This window comes from Streptomonospora arabica, from assembly GCF_039531585.1.
Taxonomy (GTDB): domain Bacteria; phylum Actinomycetota; class Actinomycetes; order Streptosporangiales; family Streptosporangiaceae; genus Streptomonospora; species Streptomonospora halophila.
On the sequence record NZ_BAAAQI010000028.1, the window covers coordinates 1 to 15563 of the forward strand.

Genomic DNA, 15563 nt, shown 5'->3' on the forward strand with positions numbered 1-15563 from the left:
GCGCATCTGCGCGCTCAACGCCGCGATCTGGCACAACTGGCTGATCGGCGCCCCGGTCAAGCGGTCACTGATCGCCTACGACCACTGACCGGGACACACAACAACTCCCATCAACGATCTAGCGGGCCGTCGCGGTGTGGACGTACTCCGTCAGGCGGGCGAGGACGTCCGGGTCGGTGTCGGGCAGCACGCCGTGGCCCAGGTTGAACACGTGGCCCTCGGCCGCGGAACCGGCGGAGAGGACGTCGGAGGTCCGGCGGGCGACCGCGTCCCAGGGCGCGAACAGCGTCGCGGGGTCGAGGTTGCCCTGCAGCGCGGTGCCCGGCTGCACCCGTTGGGCGGCCTTGTCCAGCGGCACCCGCCAGTCCACGCCGACCACGTCGGCGCCGGCCTCGCTGAGCAGGCTGAGCAGCTCGCCGGTGCCCACGCCGAAGTGGATGCGCGGGACGTCCAGCTCGGCCAGGCGCTCGAAGATCCAGGCGGTGTAGGGCAGCACGGACTCGCGGTAGTCGTCGGCGCTGAGCGCGCCCACCCAGGAGTCGAACAGCTGCACCGCGCCCGCTCCGGCGGCGGCCTGGACGCGGAGGAACTCCACGGTGATGGCGGCCAGGCGCTGCATCAGGTCGGCCCACAGCTGCGGGTCGCCGTACATCAGCGCCTTGGTGTGCTCGTGGTTCTTGGAGGGCCCGCCCTCGATCAGGTACGAGGCGAGGGTGAAGGGTCCGCCCGCGAAGCCGATCAGCGGGCGGTCGCCGAGTTCGCGCACCAGCTCGCCGACGGCCTCGGTGACGAAGGGGACGTCGCCGGGTTCGAGCGGGCGCAGCCGCTTGACCCCTTCGGCGCCGCGGATGGGCTCGTCGACGACGGGTCCCAGGCCGGGCTTGATGTCCAGGTCGATGCCGATCGCCCTGAGGGGCACGACGATGTCGCTGAAGTAGATGGCGGCGTCGACGTCGTAGCGGCGCACCGGCTGCATCGTGATCTCGACGATCATGTCGGGCCGCGCGCACGCGTCGAGCATGGGCACGTCGGCGCGTACCCTGCGGTATTCGGGCAGTGAGCGCCCTGCCTGGCGCATGAACCACACCGGCGTGTGCGGCACCGGCAGGCGCCGGCAGGCGCGGAGGAATGGAGAGTCGTGCAGCGTCACACCTCGATCGTGCCATGCGCGCGGAGCGCCCGTGTCCGCTCCGCGGACCCGCGCGGGGCCGCGGCCCGATCCGGCCGCGGAGGCGCGCGCGGCGGCGGGCGGCCCGGCCCCGGAACTCCGCGCACCCGCTCGGCGGTCGAGGCGCGCCGCCGGCCCGCTGCCCCGCGGTCGGCGCCCCCGCCGCGCCCGGTCCCAAGATCATTACAAATGGCCGACACGCCGGAAAAACTCCGCGTGATGGCCCGTGACTCGTGCCACCGTCATGGGGTACCCGCCGTCACGCGCCGCAACCTCCGGTGCGCTCTGCTTCGGCGGCGGGCCGCGGACGTGCGTCCGTCAGCTTCCCAGGCGCACGGGTCGCGGTCTCCGGTGCTGCCAGTGCCCCGCAAACAAGATTAAGGCTGTCGTTTCCATCATGCCCCCTCTCGGTAGGGTCGATGACGCGCCACCCGCGTTCCGACGAGCGGTCGAGAGTCTGCGCGCACCCGCGGTCCGATCGGAGATCGCGGTCGAGGACATCCCCGCCCCCAAGCGCCTCGCCCCGCACGCCGTGGCCATGTCGGCCACCGTCCGCTCTGAGGACGAGGACGCCGCGTTCGGCCGGCTGATCGTCCTCTACGACCCGGAAGGCACCCGCGACTGGCCCACCCCCTTCCGCGTCGTGGTCTGGGTCAGCGCCGACCTGGAGACCGAGATCGCCGCCGACCCCCTGCTCGGCCAGGTCGCCTGGAGTTGGCTGACCGAGGCGCTGGAGGGGCGCGGGGCCCCGCACCGCGGGCTCAGCGGCACCGTCACCCGCGCCACGACCGAGGGCTTCGCCGGCAAGGCCGACCAGCCGGTGACCACCGAACTGGAGCTGCGCGCCTCGTGGTCGCCCGACGCGGAGGAGCTGTCGGCCGACATGGAGGTGTGGCTGGACCTGCTGTCGGCCGCCGCGGGCCTCCCGCCGGTCGACGTCGCCGATATCACCCAGCGGCGCGGGCGCGCCGAGGGGTGAGCGCACCGGCGCTCTGATAGGGCCCGAACCCCCACCGCAGCGGCGTCCGGGCCGCGCGCACCGGCCGACGGCCGCGGGGCCGGTCACCGTGCCGCGTCCGCGCAAGCGCGCTCCGGGCGCGCCCGCGGCGCGGCGAGCGCATACCGTGGAGGGGTGGCGAACGTGCTGAACTCGAAGACAGGTACCCCCGATCCGGACAACGGGCAGGGCGATGCGCGCGAGGAGGCCGAACCCGAGGCGCCGCTGCTGCGCGAACCGCGCGAAGGGCTGCCGCCGGTGGTCGCCGACTCCGCGCGCCTGGACCGGGTCGCCGAGGCGTTCGCCGCGGGCACGGGACCGGTGGCCGTCGACGCCGAGCGGGCGTCGGGCTACCGCTACGGCCAGCGCGCCTACCTGGTCCAGCTGCGCCGCGCCGACGCCGGCTCCGCGCTGATCGACCCGGTGGCCTGCCCGGACCTGTCGGGCCTGGACGCCGCACTGTCCGGTGTGGAGACTGTGCTGCACGCCGCGCACCAGGACCTCCCGTGTCTCAGCGAGGTCGGGCTGAAGCCCGCCCGGCTGTTCGACACCGAGCTGGCCGGGCGGCTGCTGGGCTACCAGAAGGTGGGCCTGGGCTCGATGGTGGAGCGCGTCCTGGGGCTGCGCCTGGCCAAGGAGCACTCGGCGGTGGACTGGTCGGTGCGCCCGCTGCCCGAGGACTGGCTGACCTACGCCGCGCTGGACGTGGAGGTCCTGGTGGACCTGCGCGACGCGCTGCAGGGCGAGCTGGAGGAGGCCGGGAAGCTGGAATGGGCGCGCGAGGAGTTCTCCTGGGTGCTCCAGGCCCCGCCCAAGGAGCCCCGGCCCGACCCCTGGCGCCGCACCTCCGGCATCCACCGGGTGCGCAACCAGCGGGGACTGGGCGTGGTGCGCGAACTGTGGCTGGAGCGCGACCGCATCGCCCGCGAGCGCGACATCTCGCCGGGCCGGGTGCTCCCCGACTCCGCGATCGTCGAGGCCGCGACGGCGATGCCCGCCACCGCTCCGCAGCTCACCGCGATCAAGCCGTTCAGCGTGCGGCTGGCCCGCCGGTACGTCCCCAACTGGCTCAAGGCGGTCAACCGCGTGCGCGGCATGCCGGCGGCCGAGCTGCCCCAGCCCAGCGCCCCGGGCGACGGCCCGCCGGCCACCAACCGCTGGGCCGACCGCGACCCCGCCGCCGCGCGGCGCCTGGAGGCGGTGCGCGCGGACCTCTCGGCCGTCGCCGAGCGGATCGCGATGCCGGCGGAGAACCTCCTGCAGCCCGACACCGTCCGCCGGCTGGCCTGGTCGCCGCCCGAGCACACCGACGCCGGGTCGGTCGCCGAGCACCTGCGCGAGCACCACGCCCGCGAGTGGCAGGTCGGCCTCACCGCGGAACGCCTCGCGGAGGCGCTGCGCCGGGCGGCCGACTGAGCCGTCGGCGGCCCGCTCCGGCGTTCGCGCGCCTGCTCGTACCCGCTCGGGTACGGCGGGTCGCCTCCTTTGTCCGTCGATGGCGTTGTTAAACCCCCTGTTTACGCTGATGAGGCGAATTGTGGCTTAGATCACCACTGGGGACCCCGCGCCTTTATCTCGCATCAACCGGAGGGCGGATTATGTTATGGAATCGTGCTGTTCTTGATGCGAAGTGGCGAGGTTCCGTGGCGTGCGAGCGGTGTTACCGATTGGGGGGTGAGGCTTATGGCGTTCTGGCGTTCACTGCTGAACAGGGCCGGCTTCGCTCCCGCTGAGCCGGGGACCTCCACCCGCTCGGCCGACGGAGAGCACGGGCGCACCCCGGCGCTGCGCGCCGCCGCGCTGGAGCAGATCCTGCAGGAGCACGTCGCCGCCCTGGGCTCCGACCACCCGCGCACCATCACCTCGCGCAACAACCTCGCGAGCAAGTACGCCCAGATCGGCCGGCGCGAGGCGGCCGTCGCCCAGTTCGAGCAGGCCCTGCTCGACGCCGCGGTCCACTACGGCGAGGACCACGGGCAGACCGACGTCATCCGGGAGAACCTGGCCTGGAGCTACGAGGACTCCGGGCGCCACGCCGACGCCGCCGAGCAGTGGGAGACCCTGCTCAAGCGCCGCGACGAGCACCTTGGCCCGGTGGCGGGCGACACGGTCGCCGCGCGCAGCCGGCTGGCCATCAACTACCGCAAGAGCGGGCGCTACGACGCGGCGATCGCGCACTACGAGAAGGCCATCGAGGACGCGGGAGTCCCCGAGGCGCGCGAGGACCTGCGTTTGGGCCTGAGTCTGGCCTGCGCCTCCGTGGGCCGCGACGAGGACGGCATCCAGCAGCTGCGCATGGTCTTGGCCCAGCGGCGCCGCCGCCTGGGCGCGCGCCACCTGGACCACCTCCTCGTCCAGCACCGGCTGGGCCGCGCCTACACGCAGGCGGGGCGCCTGGAGGACGCGGTCGAGTCGCTGCGTACGGCCTACTTCAACGGGCTCTCGGCGGCGGGCGACCCCGACATCCGCATGCTGACCCTGCGCATGCGCCGCGACCTGGCCGGCGCCCTCAGCGCCCTGGGCCGCCACCGCGAGGCCGCCGCCCTCTTCTGACCAGGTCCCTCCCGCCCACGGGGCTCTCAAGCCGAGGGCCGCCACCGGAGCGGCACCTACGCAGCCCTCAGCTCGACCCCGCCGGCGGCCGGGGCCTGAGCCGGCTCGAAGGCCGGCCGATTGCCGGTACCCGCGCCTGCGGCGTGCAGAGCGGTACGCACGGTGTTGAGGAAGAACTGAGCGCCGTCTTCCTGCGTGCGGGCTTCGATCACCATGGTGATCGACATGCTGCGATCGGTGAGCCGACCGGCGACGCCGGGGTCGTGGACATTGCCGATGACGGCTTCGAGATCGAAGAGTTCGTCGACAACGCGGTCCACGAAGGCGTCGAAGCTCTCCGGCGTGTCGGAGGCCTCCGGTCCGCTGGTGGCGGTGAAGCTCAGGTCCATCGCGATGTGGTACTTCACGTCAGTCCTCCCAGCAGGTGCTCCGCCGAAGCTGTCGCATGGTGTTCTTCGGGTCGGGTCTGAAGGCGCCGAAGCGATCGCCTTGAAGCACCCCCCTCGGACACGGAGAGTGCATTCCGAAATGCTTTCCGCCTCCGATTCTCCGGCTATTTCGCTCCGCCGCCCTGAGTAGCCGCTCAAGCTCGGGCTCGGGACAGCGATTCTCGCGGACCGGCGTGCGGGGCGCCGGGGGTGGCCGGATGCGGCCACGGGGAGCTCCCTCCCGCCGGGGCGCGGTTTTTTCTCGGACACGGCGACGCTCGCGGGCCCTGCTCGCCGCACTAGTTACCGGCGAGTAGCATGTGCTCGTACCGGTCACCCGTCCGTTGGAACCAGGAGGGCAAATCGTGCCGCGAACTGCCCGCGATGTCGTTTTTGTCGATGGAGCAAGGACTCCGTTCGGCAAGGCCGGCAAGGGCCTCTACGCCGAGACACGCGCCGACGACCTCGTCGTGCGCGTCATCCGCGAGCTACTGCGCCGCAACCCCGGCCTGCCGCCGGAGCGTGTGGACGAGGTGGCCATCGCCGCCACCACCCAGATCGGCGACCAGGGGCTGACCATCGGCCGCAGCGCCGCGCTGCTGGCCGGGCTGCCCCGCAGCGTCCCCGGCTACGCCATCGACCGCATGTGCGCGGGCGCGATGACGGCCGTCACCACCAGCGGAGCGGGCATCTCCTTCGGCGCCTACGACGTGGCCATCGCCGGCGGCGTCGAGCACATGGGCCGCCACCCGATGGGCGAGGGCGTCGACCCCAACCCGCGCTTCCTCTCGGAGAAGCTGGTGGACCCCTCGGCCCTGGTCATGGGCAACACCGCGGAGAACCTGCACGACCGCTACCCCTCCATCACCAAGGAGCGGGCCGACGCCTACGCCCTGCGCAGCCAGGAGAAGGTCGCCAAGGCCTACGCGGACGGCAGGATCCAGCAGGACCTGGTCGAGGTGCTCGTACGCTCGGCCGAGCAGGGCTACGGGCTGGCCACCGCCGACGAGCCGCCGCGCCCCGAGACCACGCTGGAGGGCCTGGCCGGGCTGAAGACGCCCTTCCGCGCCCACGGCAACGTCACGCCGGGCAACGCCGCCGGTCTCAACGACGGCGCCACCGGCGCGATCATCGCCGCCGAGGACGTCGCCGCCGACCTGGGCCTGGACGCCCGCATGCGCCTGGTGGACTTCTCCTTCGCCGGGGTCGACCCCGAGGTGATGGGCGAGGGTCCGGTGCCGGCCACCGAGCGCCTGCTGCGGCGGCAGGGCATGAGCATGGACGAGATCGGCCTGATCGAGATCAACGAGGCCTTCGCCGTGCAGGTCCTGGCCTTCTTGGAGCACTTCGGCCTCGCCGACGACGACGCCCGCGTGAATCCGTGGGGCGGCGCGATCGCGCTGGGCCACCCGCTGGCGTCCTCGGGCGTGCGGTTGATGATGCAGCTCTCGCGCCTGTTCGCCGAGCGTCCCGACGTCCGCTACGGCCTCACGACCATGTGCGTGGGTATGGGCATGGGCGGGACCGTGCTCTGGGAGAACACCAACTGGGAAGGGAGCGCCAAGTGAGCGGCACCGACGAGCGGGGCGCGGGCGGCGCCCCCGTCTCCCGTGAGGCCCTGCGCGAGGTCTTCGCCGATGAGGTGGTCACCCGCGCGCTCTCCCGCGACGTCCAGCTTCCGTACGGCGCCGGCAAGGCGGTGCTGATCACCCTGGACAACGGGCACGACCACACCAAGCCCAACACCTTCGGCCCGGCCGGGCTGCTCAGCCTCGACGACGCGATCGAGGCCGCGCGCGCCCGCACCGACATCACCGCCGTGGCCGTCACCGGCAAGCCGTTCATCTTCGCTGTGGGCGCCGACCTGACCGGCGTACCGCAGGTGCAGAACCGCGACCAGGCCTACGCGGTGGCCAAGCTGGGCCACGACGTCTTCCGCAAGCTCGGCGAGCTGGACGTGCCCACCTTCGCCTTCGTCAACGGCGCGGCCATGGGCGGCGGCGTCGAGGCGGCGCTGCACTGCCGGTACCGCACCGTGTCCTCGGGTGTGCCGGCCTTCGCGCTGCCGGAGGCGTTCCTGGGCCTGGTGCCGGGCTGGGGCGGCACCTACCTGCTGCCCAGGCTCATCGGGGCCGAGCAGGCGCTGAAGATCGTCATCGACAACCCGCTGGCGCAGAACAAGACGATCAAGGGTCCCCAGGTCCGCTCGATGGGCATCGCCGACGCGATGTTCGAGCCCGCCGACTTCGTCGAGGAGTCGCTGCGCTGGGCCGCGCAGGTCGTCAAGGGTGAGATCACGGTCGAGCGGCCCGAGGTCGACACGGGCCGGGCCTGGGACCAGGCGATCGACAACGCCCGCTTCATGCTGGAGGGGAAGCTGCGCGGCGCCGCGCCGGCGCCGGTGCGCGCGCTGGAGCTGGTCGCGGCCGCCAAGGACCGCAGCCGCGACGAGGGCTTCGCCGCCGAGGACGAGGCGCTGGCCGACCTGATCATGAGCGAGGAGCTCACCGCCGGCCTCTACGCCTTCGACCTCAACCAGAAGCGCGCGCGGCGCCCTGCCGGCGCGCCCGACCCGTCGCTGGCCCGCCCGGTCACCAAGGTCGGCGTGGTCGGCGCCGGCCTGATGGCCGGCCAGCTCGCCCTGCTGTTCGCCCGGCGCCTGGACGTGCCGGTGGTGCTGACCGACCTGGACCAGGAGCGGCTGGACCGCGGCGTGGACTACGTGTACGGCGAGGTGGACAAGCTGCTGGCCAAGGGCCGCGTCAGCGCCGACAAGGCCAACCGGCTCAAGTCCCAGGTCAGCGGTTCGCTGACCATGGACGCCTTCGCCGACGCCGACTTCGTCATCGAGGCCGTCTTCGAGCGCATGTCGGTCAAGCAGGACGTCTTCGCCCAGGTGGAGGCGGTGGTCTCGCCGGAGGCGGTGCTGGCCACGAACACCTCCTCGCTGTCGGTCACCGAGATGGCCGCGAAGCTGCGCCACCCCGAGCGGGTCGTCGGCTTCCACTTCTTCAACCCGGTCGCGGTGCTGCCGCTGCTGGAGGTCGTCCGCGGCGAGCGCACCGACGACGCGACCCTGGCGACCGCCTTCGCCACCGCCAAGCAGCTGAAGAAGACGGCCGTGCTGTGCAAGGACGCGCCCGCCTTCGTCGTCAACCGGCTGCTCACCCTGTTCATGGGCGAGGTGCTCGGCGCCGTGGAGGAGGGCACCGAGCCCGAGGCCGCCGACCGCGCGGTGGCGCCGCTGGGACTGCCGATGTCGCCGCTGATGCTGCTGCAGCTGGTGGGCCCCGCCGTCGCCCTGCACGTGTCGGAGACGCTGCACGAGGCGTTCCCGGACCGCTTCGGCGTCTCCGGCCAGCTGCGCCGGCTCGTCGAGTCGGGCCGGACGGAGATCTTCGGTTCCGACCTCCAGATCGACCCCGAGGTGCGGGAGATGTTCGCCGGCGGCGGCGACAACGCCTCGGGCGAGGAGGAGATCAAGCAGCGGGCGCTGGAGGCGCTGGCCCGCGAGATCCGCATCATGCTCGACGAGGGCGTGGTGGCCGAGCCGGCCGACATCGACCTGTGCCTGATCACCGGGGCCGGCTGGCCCTTCCATCTCGGCGGGATCACGCCCTACCTGGACCGCTCCGGCATCGCGGAGAAGGTCAACGGGGCCCGGTTCCACCCGGACGGCCCGAAGGCGGTCTGACCCGCCCGCCCCGGCACGGGCCGGTCCTGCGCTCCGCCGCGGGACCGGCACCGCCGGCGGCGCACCGCGGACCGGGCGTTTTCCGAGGCCGAACGCGCCCGCGCCGGTCCTCTCCCGCCCCTCCTCCGCTCCGTTGTCCCGCGGCTCCCCCGCCCGCACCCGAGACGCACGGCGTCCGAAGTCCTATGCTGGGGGGCATGGCGGGCGCGACGGCACCCTTCGTCCTCACCAACCGCTTCCGCGTTACGTGGGAGGGGGCGTGGCTGGCTGTCGCATGCACCGTGTTCACCGGCACCGGCGTCGCCCTGATGCTGCGCGGCGGCCTGGTCGACGTCGTCATGGGCCTCCTGGCGGTCCTCGTGTTCGGCGGAGCGGGCGTCGTCTCGATCGCCCGCCTGCTCTCGCCGCGCCCCGTCCTGGTGCTCGACGGCGAGGCGGCGCGGTTCCCCGCGCCCTGGCCGCGCTCGGCCCGCGAGGACATCGTGCTGCCCTGGCGCGACGTCGCGCTGCTGCGCGCCTGCACCCAGGTCGTGCCCCACCGCGGAGGCACGGTGAGCATGCACTACCTGGACTTCGTGCCCACCAGCGAGGCCGACCGGCCGTTCCGCACACCGCCGCCCTGGCGAACCGACCACGCCGTGCGTGTGCGGCCCACCTGGAACCACAGCCTCGACGAGATCGTCGAGGCCGCGCACGCCCACCGGCCCGGGCTGCGCTTCGAGGACCTCCGCGATCCCCGCGGCGACCACGTCTGAGCGGCGCGCGCCTCTCGCGCGCCTCCCGAGCGCCGACGGTGCCCGCCGGCTCAGCCCACCCGCGCGGGCTCGCGCTCGCGGTCGCGCGGCTCCTCCTCGCCGGTGTCCTCGCCCTCGGTGATGCCGATCCGGTCGTGCAGGCGGCGCAGCGGCGCGGGCAGCCACCAGTTGGCGCGGCCCAGCAGCCGCATGGTGGCCGGCACCAGCAGCGCGCGCACCAGCGTGGCGTCGACGACCACGGCCATGGCCAGCCCGATTCCCATGATCTTGAGGAAGAGCAGGTCGGAGGTGCCCATCGCGGCGAGCACGACGACCAGCAGCACGGCGGCGCTGGTGATGATGCCGCCGGTGCGCTGCAGCCCGGTCGCCACCGAGTGCGGGTTGTCGCCGGTGCGCGCGAACTCCTCGCGGACGCGGCTGAGCAGGAACAGCTCGTAGTCCATGGCCAGGCCGAACGCCATGATGACGATCAGCACGATGAACGTCGGGTCGATGGTGCCGACCGCGGTGAAGTCCAGCAGGCCCGAGAGGTGGCCCTCCTGGAAGCCCCACACGACCACACCCAGCGAGGCGCCCAGCGACAGCGCGCCCATCACCACGGCCTTGACGGGCAGCACGACCGATCCGAAGGCCAGGAACAGCAGTACCAGCGTCACCGCCACCACGAACACCAGAGTCGCGGGCAGGGCGTCGACGATCGCGGCGACGTTGTCGATCTGCATGGCGGCGGCCCCGCCCACCAGGACCTCGTCGGCGCCCTGCGGCGGTGCGGCGCCGCGGACGTCGCGCACCAGCTCGGCGGTGGCCGGGTCGTCGGCGTCACCCTCATAGGCCACGGTGATGTGCGCGACGCCGTCCCCGGTGCGGGCGACCTCGGCGGCTTCGGCGCCGTCCAGCCGGCCCAGGCGGTCGGCGAAGTCGGACAGGGCCTCCTGGCCGGCGCCGCCGGTGACGGCGACGTCGATGCGCCCGATGCCCCCGGCCGGGAAGTCCTCGCGCAGCGACTCCATGGCCTGGCGGCTGCCGGCCTCCTGGGGCAGGTAGCGCTGGTCGGTGGAGCCCAGCTCGGTGTAGGCCAGCGACGAGGCGAAGACCAGCAGCACCGCGCCGACGGTGACCAGGTAGAGCGTCGGACGGCGCATGACGCTGTGGGCCAGGCGCGCCCAGCCGCCCTGGCGGTGGCGGGCCTCGGGAGTACGACCCTGCTGCCCGCCGGCCTCCTGCAGCGCCGCGCGGCGCCGGCGGCGGCCGAACAGGCGCAGCGCGTCGATGCGCCGGCCGGCCACCGACAGCAGCGCGGGCAGGGCGACCAGGGCCGCGAGCACGTCGAAGAGCACCACGGCGATGCCGCCCAGGCCGATGGAGCGCAGGATCGGCTGGGGGAAGAACAGCAGCCCGGCGAAGGCGATCATCACCGTGACCCCGGAGAAGGCGACGGTGCGCCCGGCGGTCGACAGGGTGCGCGGCACCGCCTCGCCGACCTCGGCACCGCGCGCCAGCTCCTCGCGGAACCGGCTGACCATGAAGAGCCCGTAGTCGATGGCCAGGCCCAGTCCCAGAATCGTGGCGACGTTGACGGCGAACACCGAGACCTCGGTGACGTGGGTGAGCGCGCGCAGCAGCGTCAGCGAACCCAGGATCGCCAGCCCGCCGACGGCCAGCGGCATCAGTGCCGCGACCACGCCGCCGAAGATCGTCACCAGCAGCACGAGCAGCACCGGCAGGGAGATCAGCTCGGCGCGCACCACGTCGCTCTCGGCCTTGGCGGAGAGCTCCTGCTGGATGGCGACCTCGCCGCCGAGGCTGGTGTCCAGCGGCCCGGCGTCCAGCTCCTCCTTGATCGCCTCGTAGTTGTGCATGCGCTCGGCGTCGGAGCCGCCGGCCAGCGTGATGGGCACATAGGTCGCGTGCCGGTCCTCGGAGACCAGGATGCCGCGCTCGGTCCTGCTGAGGTCGTCGTCGAGATAGGTCTGCATCGACTTGATGCGGTCGTCGGGCAGGTCCTCGCGCAGCTTCTCGATCTGGGCGGCGAAGGAGGGGTTGTCGATGCGGATCTCGTCGCTGCGGTAGACGGCCACGACGTCGACGGCGTCGTGGCCCAGCTCCTTTGCCAGCAGCTCGCTCGCGCGGGAGGACTCGGCGCCGGGCGCTTCGAACCCGCCGTCGCTGACGGCGCCGAAGAGGCCGGTCCCCCAGAACGCGGAGAATGCGGCGAACACCGCCGTGGCGGCGAGCACCGTGATCCGCCACCGGTAGCCGAAGCGGCCGAGAGCTGCGAACATGTCCTATTCCCCATCGTCGCGCAACGTAGAGTGGGAGAAACGTGAACACCGTTAGCGGATTACGACGTTCACCGGAGAACACGCTGTTCACGGTTCGCCTGTTCCGCCACACTAATCTCCTACACGGCCTCCCGGAACGCCCGGCGGGGGCCGAGAAGGACGAGGTTTGACCAGACAGCCCGCATTTCACCAGGTCGAGAACGCACCTTCGGGCTCTCGGCGCGAACGTGTGCGCCAGGCCACATCGCGCGAGATCAAGGAGATCGCGCGGCGGCACCTGACCGCCCACGGGGCATCAGGCGTGTCCCTGCGCGCCATCGCCCGGGAGATGGGCATGACCGCGCCGGGCCTGTACCGCTACTTCGCGAGTCTCAACGACCTGCTGGAGGCGCTGCAGGCCGAGCTCTTCGCCGAGCTCGGTGCCGCCGTGGACGCGGCGGAGGCCGCGCAGCCCGAGCCCGACACCGACGGCCGCCTGCTGGCCGCGCTGCGCGCCGTGCGCGCGTGGGGGCTGGCCAACCGGCCCGAGTTCGCACTGCTGTTCGGCCCGGCCGGCACGCCGCCGGCGTCCTCGCCCGAGGAGAGCCCCGCCGCCGAGGCGGGCCAGCGGTTCGCGTCGACCTTCGTCGCCCTGTTCGACCGGCTCATCGCCGAAGGGCGCTTCACCGTCCCCGACGAGCCGGAGGCCTCGCCCGCCTTGTGCGCACAGCTGGACGCCTTCGCCAGCCTCACCGGGTTCAGCGGCGACCGCGCCTCGGCCGGCGCCGTCCGCGTGCTGCTGAGCTGCTGGGTGCGCTTCTACGGGATCGTGTGCATGGAGGTCTTCCAGCACCTGGGCTTCGTCTCCGACGACATGGAGGCCCTCTTCGAGGCGGAGCTGCGCGATCTGGCCGCCGGCCTGGGCGTGGCCTACCGCCCGCCCGAGGCCGGCTGAGCCCCGCCGCGGCCGCCCGCTCCCCCGACTGATCGACGCCCGCGCTCTCCCGGCCGCTCCCGGTCACACCCCGGGGCCGGGAGCGCGGGGTTGTACGCTACGCTCCGCTGTGCGCCCGATTAGGGTTGTTGGTCACGCTTGCCCCCCTCGCACAGCCGCATAGCCGCACAACCGAGAAGAGTCCCCCCGTGGAGCCCACCCCTGACGGCGAACGCCTGCCGGGGCCCGGCAGCCCTTCTGCGCCGACCGTCCCCCGATCCCCGCAGGCCGCGCCGGGCGCCGCGGCGCCCGGCGCGACCGCCTGGCCCGCCGCCGCGTGGGCCGCGAACGGCCCGCCGCCGCGCCCCGACCGCACACCGGTCGTGTGGGTGGCCGTGGCCGCCGCCGCGCTCACCTCGGTGACCACCTTCACGGTGTGCGTGCTGCTGGTGGTGCTGGCTCCCCCGGCACAGCAGCCGCAGCCCGCACCGGCGGCCGCGGACCCCGCCCGCCACACCAGCGAGGAGTTCGCCGCCCGCCCCGCCGCGGTCGAGGTGGACGTGACCGACCACCCGGCCTACGACCTGCCCGCCCCCGAGCCGGTGGCGTGCTCCCTGCCCGCGCTCGACCCCGATTCCGCCGACTCCTGGCGCGCCTTCAGCGGCACGCTCTCGGGGTGCCTGACCGAGCTGTGGCGGCCGCGGCTGGAGGAGCTGGGCCTGCGCTCCGTCGAGCCGGAGTTCCGGGTCACCCGCACCAACCCCGACGCGGGGTCCGGCCGCCAGGGCATGACCCTGGCCTACTACGAGGGCGAGCCGATGGCCGTCACCGTCGTGCTCCCCAACGTGACCAAGCTGGCCGCGCAGGTGCCGCAGACCGACCAGGTCGGCGTGTGGAGCCAGCTGCTGGCCCACGAGTACGGGCACCATGTGCAGCAGCTCGCCGGCATCCTCGACGTCAGCTACGCCCTGGAGCGCGAGGCGCCCGACGAAGAGGCGCGGATGGAGGCGCTGCGCCGCACGGAGCTGCAGGCCGAGTGCCTGTCCGGCGTCGCCATGCGGGGGCTGGAGGGTGTCGGCGACGACGAGATCGACCGGGTCGGCGCGTTCATCGCCGGCGGCAACGACCTGGACACCCACGGCTCGGGCGGCAACCGCCGCCACTGGTTCGACAGCGGCGCCCACCAGGACACCCTCGGCGCCTGCAACACCTATGCCGCGCCCGATTCCGAGATCCGCTGAGGCGCTCCCGCGCGGGGCCTGCCGGGCGCCTCAGCGGCCGATGGCGCCGTACATGTCCGACCAGCTGCGCAGCTTGACACGCTCGCCGCGGCCCAGGGCGGCGCCGAGCTCGGCCTCGGCGGCGTCGATGCTCAGCCAGTCGCCGTAGTAGGCGACCTCGGCGCCGCTGCCCCGCAGTACGTCCTCGACCGGCTCCAGCCCGCCGGAGGGGGCGGCGGCGCGCAGCTCGCCGGCGTCGTCGAGCAGGCTGCGCACCGTGGCGGCCGCGTCGGACTTGTTGGTGCCGATCACGCCGGTGGCGCCGCGCTTGACCCACCCAGCGACGTAGTCGCCCGGGCGCACCCCGCCGTCGGTGCCCAGCACCCGGCCCTCGCTGTGCGGGACGGTGCGCGTGTCCTCGTCGAAGGGCACCCCCGGCAAGGGGATACCCGCGTAGCCGATCGACCGGAAGACCATGCCGGCCTCGACCGTGTCGAAGGCGCCGGTGCCGCGCAGGCGCCCCTCGCCGTCCAGCTCGGTCTCCTCCACCTGCAGGCCGGCGGTGCGCTCGCCGCCCAGCACCGCGACCGGGCGCGCCCAGAACCGCAGCTCGATGCTGCGGGGGAGGTCGCGGGCGGGACGCGCGGCCCACTCGGACAGGATCTTGAGGTTGGTGCGCGCCGCGCGCGCGGCACCGAGCACGGCACTGCCGTTGGGATCGACGTCGACCTGCTCGGGCCGCACCCGCACCTCGGCGTTGTCGAGCCTGCCGAGGTCGCGCAGCTCGGGCGCGGTGAACTTGGCCTGCAGCGGGCCGCGCCGGGCCAGCAGGGCGATGCGCCGGATCTTGCTGGCGGCCAGCACATCGAGCATGGGCTGGGGGACGTCGGTGCGGTGCAGCTCGTCGGCGCTCTTGGCCAGGATGCGCACGACGTCCAGGGCGACGTTGCCCGCCCCGACCACCGCGACCTCCTCGGAGTCGAGCAGGAAGGACTCGACCTCGGAGTCGGGGTGGCCGCAGTACCAGTTGACGAAGTCGGTGGCCGCCACGCTGCCCGGCAGGTCCTCGCCGGGAACGCCCATCCGGCGGTCGACGCTGGCGCCGGTGGCGAAGACGACCGCGTGGTAGGCGCGCGCCAGGCCCTCGCGGGTGAGGTGGCGCCCGAACTCCACGCCGCCCACGAACCGCACGCCGGGGCGCTCCAGCACCTCGCGCAGGGACCGGGCCACACCTTTGATCTTGAGGTGGTCGGGCGCGACACCGTAGCGCACCAGACCGTAGGGGGTGGGCAGCCGGTCGACGATGTCGACCGCCACCTCTTCACGGCTCTGCCTGGTGAGCGCGTCCGCGGCGTAGATACCGGCGGGGCCGGCGCCGATCACCGCCACCCGCAGGGGCTCGGGAGTGGTCATGGCCCCATTCTGACCCATAGCCCCGGCATCGCGCCGCATCGCCGGCACGGCGGTTCCGGCGCCGCGCCGGGCGCCGGTCGGGCCGCCGGGCGCCGCCTGGGACGGGGCCCGGCGCCCGGCGTCGGGAACCGGGAGGGGGC

General features: G+C 73.4%; 12 protein-coding genes. 8 read left to right on the forward strand and 4 right to left on the reverse strand.

From position 1 onward, the window contains the following. Positions 1-118: 118 nt before the first annotated feature. Positions 119-1087, reverse strand: a complete 969-nt coding sequence (gene hemE / locus ABD284_RS24885) for a uroporphyrinogen decarboxylase (RefSeq protein WP_344148698.1) — start codon at positions 1085-1087, stop codon at positions 119-121. A 478-nt stretch (positions 1088-1565) separates the two neighbouring features. Here hemE and ABD284_RS24890 point away from each other — a divergent pair, with 478 nt between their 5' ends. The 3 genes from ABD284_RS24890 (at position 1566) to ABD284_RS24900 (ending at position 4718) form a co-directional block, all read left to right on the forward strand. Next, positions 1566-2147 carry a DUF3000 domain-containing protein gene (locus ABD284_RS24890; RefSeq protein WP_344148613.1) on the forward strand — a complete coding sequence of 194 codons (582 nt, stop codon included), beginning with the start codon at positions 1566-1568 and terminating at the stop codon, positions 2145-2147. A 153-nt stretch (positions 2148-2300) separates the two neighbouring features. Then, complete coding sequence (locus tag ABD284_RS24895; RefSeq protein WP_344148616.1) at positions 2301-3581, forward strand: HRDC domain-containing protein; 1281 nt, start codon at positions 2301-2303, stop codon at positions 3579-3581. A gap of 267 nt (positions 3582-3848) precedes the next feature. Next, positions 3849-4718, forward strand: a complete 870-nt coding sequence (locus tag ABD284_RS24900; RefSeq protein ID WP_344148619.1) for a tetratricopeptide repeat protein — start codon at positions 3849-3851, stop codon at positions 4716-4718. Between the two features lie 56 nt (positions 4719-4774). On the opposite strand, the gene ABD284_RS24905 is transcribed toward ABD284_RS24900, so the two are convergent. Then, positions 4775-5125 (reverse strand): hypothetical protein, encoded by a 351-nt coding sequence (locus ABD284_RS24905; RefSeq protein WP_344148622.1) that lies wholly within the window; start codon positions 5123-5125, stop codon positions 4775-4777. Between the two features lie 386 nt (positions 5126-5511). On the opposite strand from ABD284_RS24905, the gene ABD284_RS24910 reads away from it, so the two are divergent. The 3 genes from ABD284_RS24910 (at position 5512) to ABD284_RS24920 (ending at position 9595) form a co-directional block, all read left to right on the forward strand. Next, complete coding sequence (locus tag ABD284_RS24910) at positions 5512-6714, forward strand: thiolase family protein (protein ID WP_344148625.1); 1203 nt, start codon at positions 5512-5514, stop codon at positions 6712-6714. Beyond that, a complete protein-coding gene (locus ABD284_RS24915) occupies positions 6711-8840 on the forward strand; it encodes a 3-hydroxyacyl-CoA dehydrogenase NAD-binding domain-containing protein (protein ID WP_344148628.1) in 2130 nt (709 codons plus the stop codon). The genes ABD284_RS24910 and ABD284_RS24915 overlap by 4 nt, the downstream gene beginning before the upstream one ends. Before the next feature lie 197 nt (positions 8841-9037). Continuing rightward, complete coding sequence (locus ABD284_RS24920; protein ID WP_344148631.1) at positions 9038-9595, forward strand: hypothetical protein; 558 nt, start codon at positions 9038-9040, stop codon at positions 9593-9595. A gap of 50 nt (positions 9596-9645) precedes the next feature. Here the strand turns inward: ABD284_RS24920 and ABD284_RS24925 are convergent, their stop codons facing one another. Then, positions 9646-11877, reverse strand: coding sequence for an MMPL family transporter (locus tag ABD284_RS24925; RefSeq protein WP_344148634.1), 2232 nt, complete (start codon positions 11875-11877; stop codon positions 9646-9648). A 166-nt stretch (positions 11878-12043) separates the two neighbouring features. Here ABD284_RS24925 and ABD284_RS24930 point away from each other — a divergent pair, with 166 nt between their 5' ends. Then, complete coding sequence (locus tag ABD284_RS24930; protein ID WP_344148637.1) at positions 12044-12811, forward strand: TetR/AcrR family transcriptional regulator; 768 nt, start codon at positions 12044-12046, stop codon at positions 12809-12811. Between the two features lie 188 nt (positions 12812-12999). Next, positions 13000-14031 (forward strand): neutral zinc metallopeptidase, encoded by a 1032-nt coding sequence (locus ABD284_RS24935; protein ID WP_344148640.1) that lies wholly within the window; start codon positions 13000-13002, stop codon positions 14029-14031. Between the two features lie 30 nt (positions 14032-14061). Here ABD284_RS24935 and ABD284_RS24940 read toward each other — a convergent pair whose 3' ends face one another. After that, the gene (locus tag ABD284_RS24940) at positions 14062-15423 is read right to left on the reverse strand and encodes an FAD-dependent oxidoreductase (RefSeq protein WP_344148643.1); all 1362 of its coding nucleotides are present in this window, start codon (positions 15421-15423) and stop codon (positions 14062-14064) included. Positions 15424-15563: the final 140 nt, after the last annotated feature.

Bases quoted from the DNA above. Each gene is read 5' to 3' on its own strand.
- ABD284_RS24925 (WP_344148634.1), bottom strand. From the start codon at position 11,877: ATGTTCGCAGCTCTCGGCCGCTTCGGCTACCGGTGGCGGATCACGGTG.
- ABD284_RS24920 (WP_344148631.1), top strand. From the start codon at position 9,038: ATGGCGGGCGCGACGGCACCCTTCGTCCTCACCAACCGCTTCCGCGTT.
- ABD284_RS24890 (WP_344148613.1), top strand. From the start codon at position 1,566: ATGCCCCCTCTCGGTAGGGTCGATGACGCGCCACCCGCGTTCCGACGA.
- ABD284_RS24900 (WP_344148619.1), top strand. From the start codon at position 3,849: ATGGCGTTCTGGCGTTCACTGCTGAACAGGGCCGGCTTCGCTCCCGCT.
- ABD284_RS24940 (WP_344148643.1), bottom strand. From the start codon at position 15,423: ATGACCACTCCCGAGCCCCTGCGGGTGGCGGTGATCGGCGCCGGCCCC.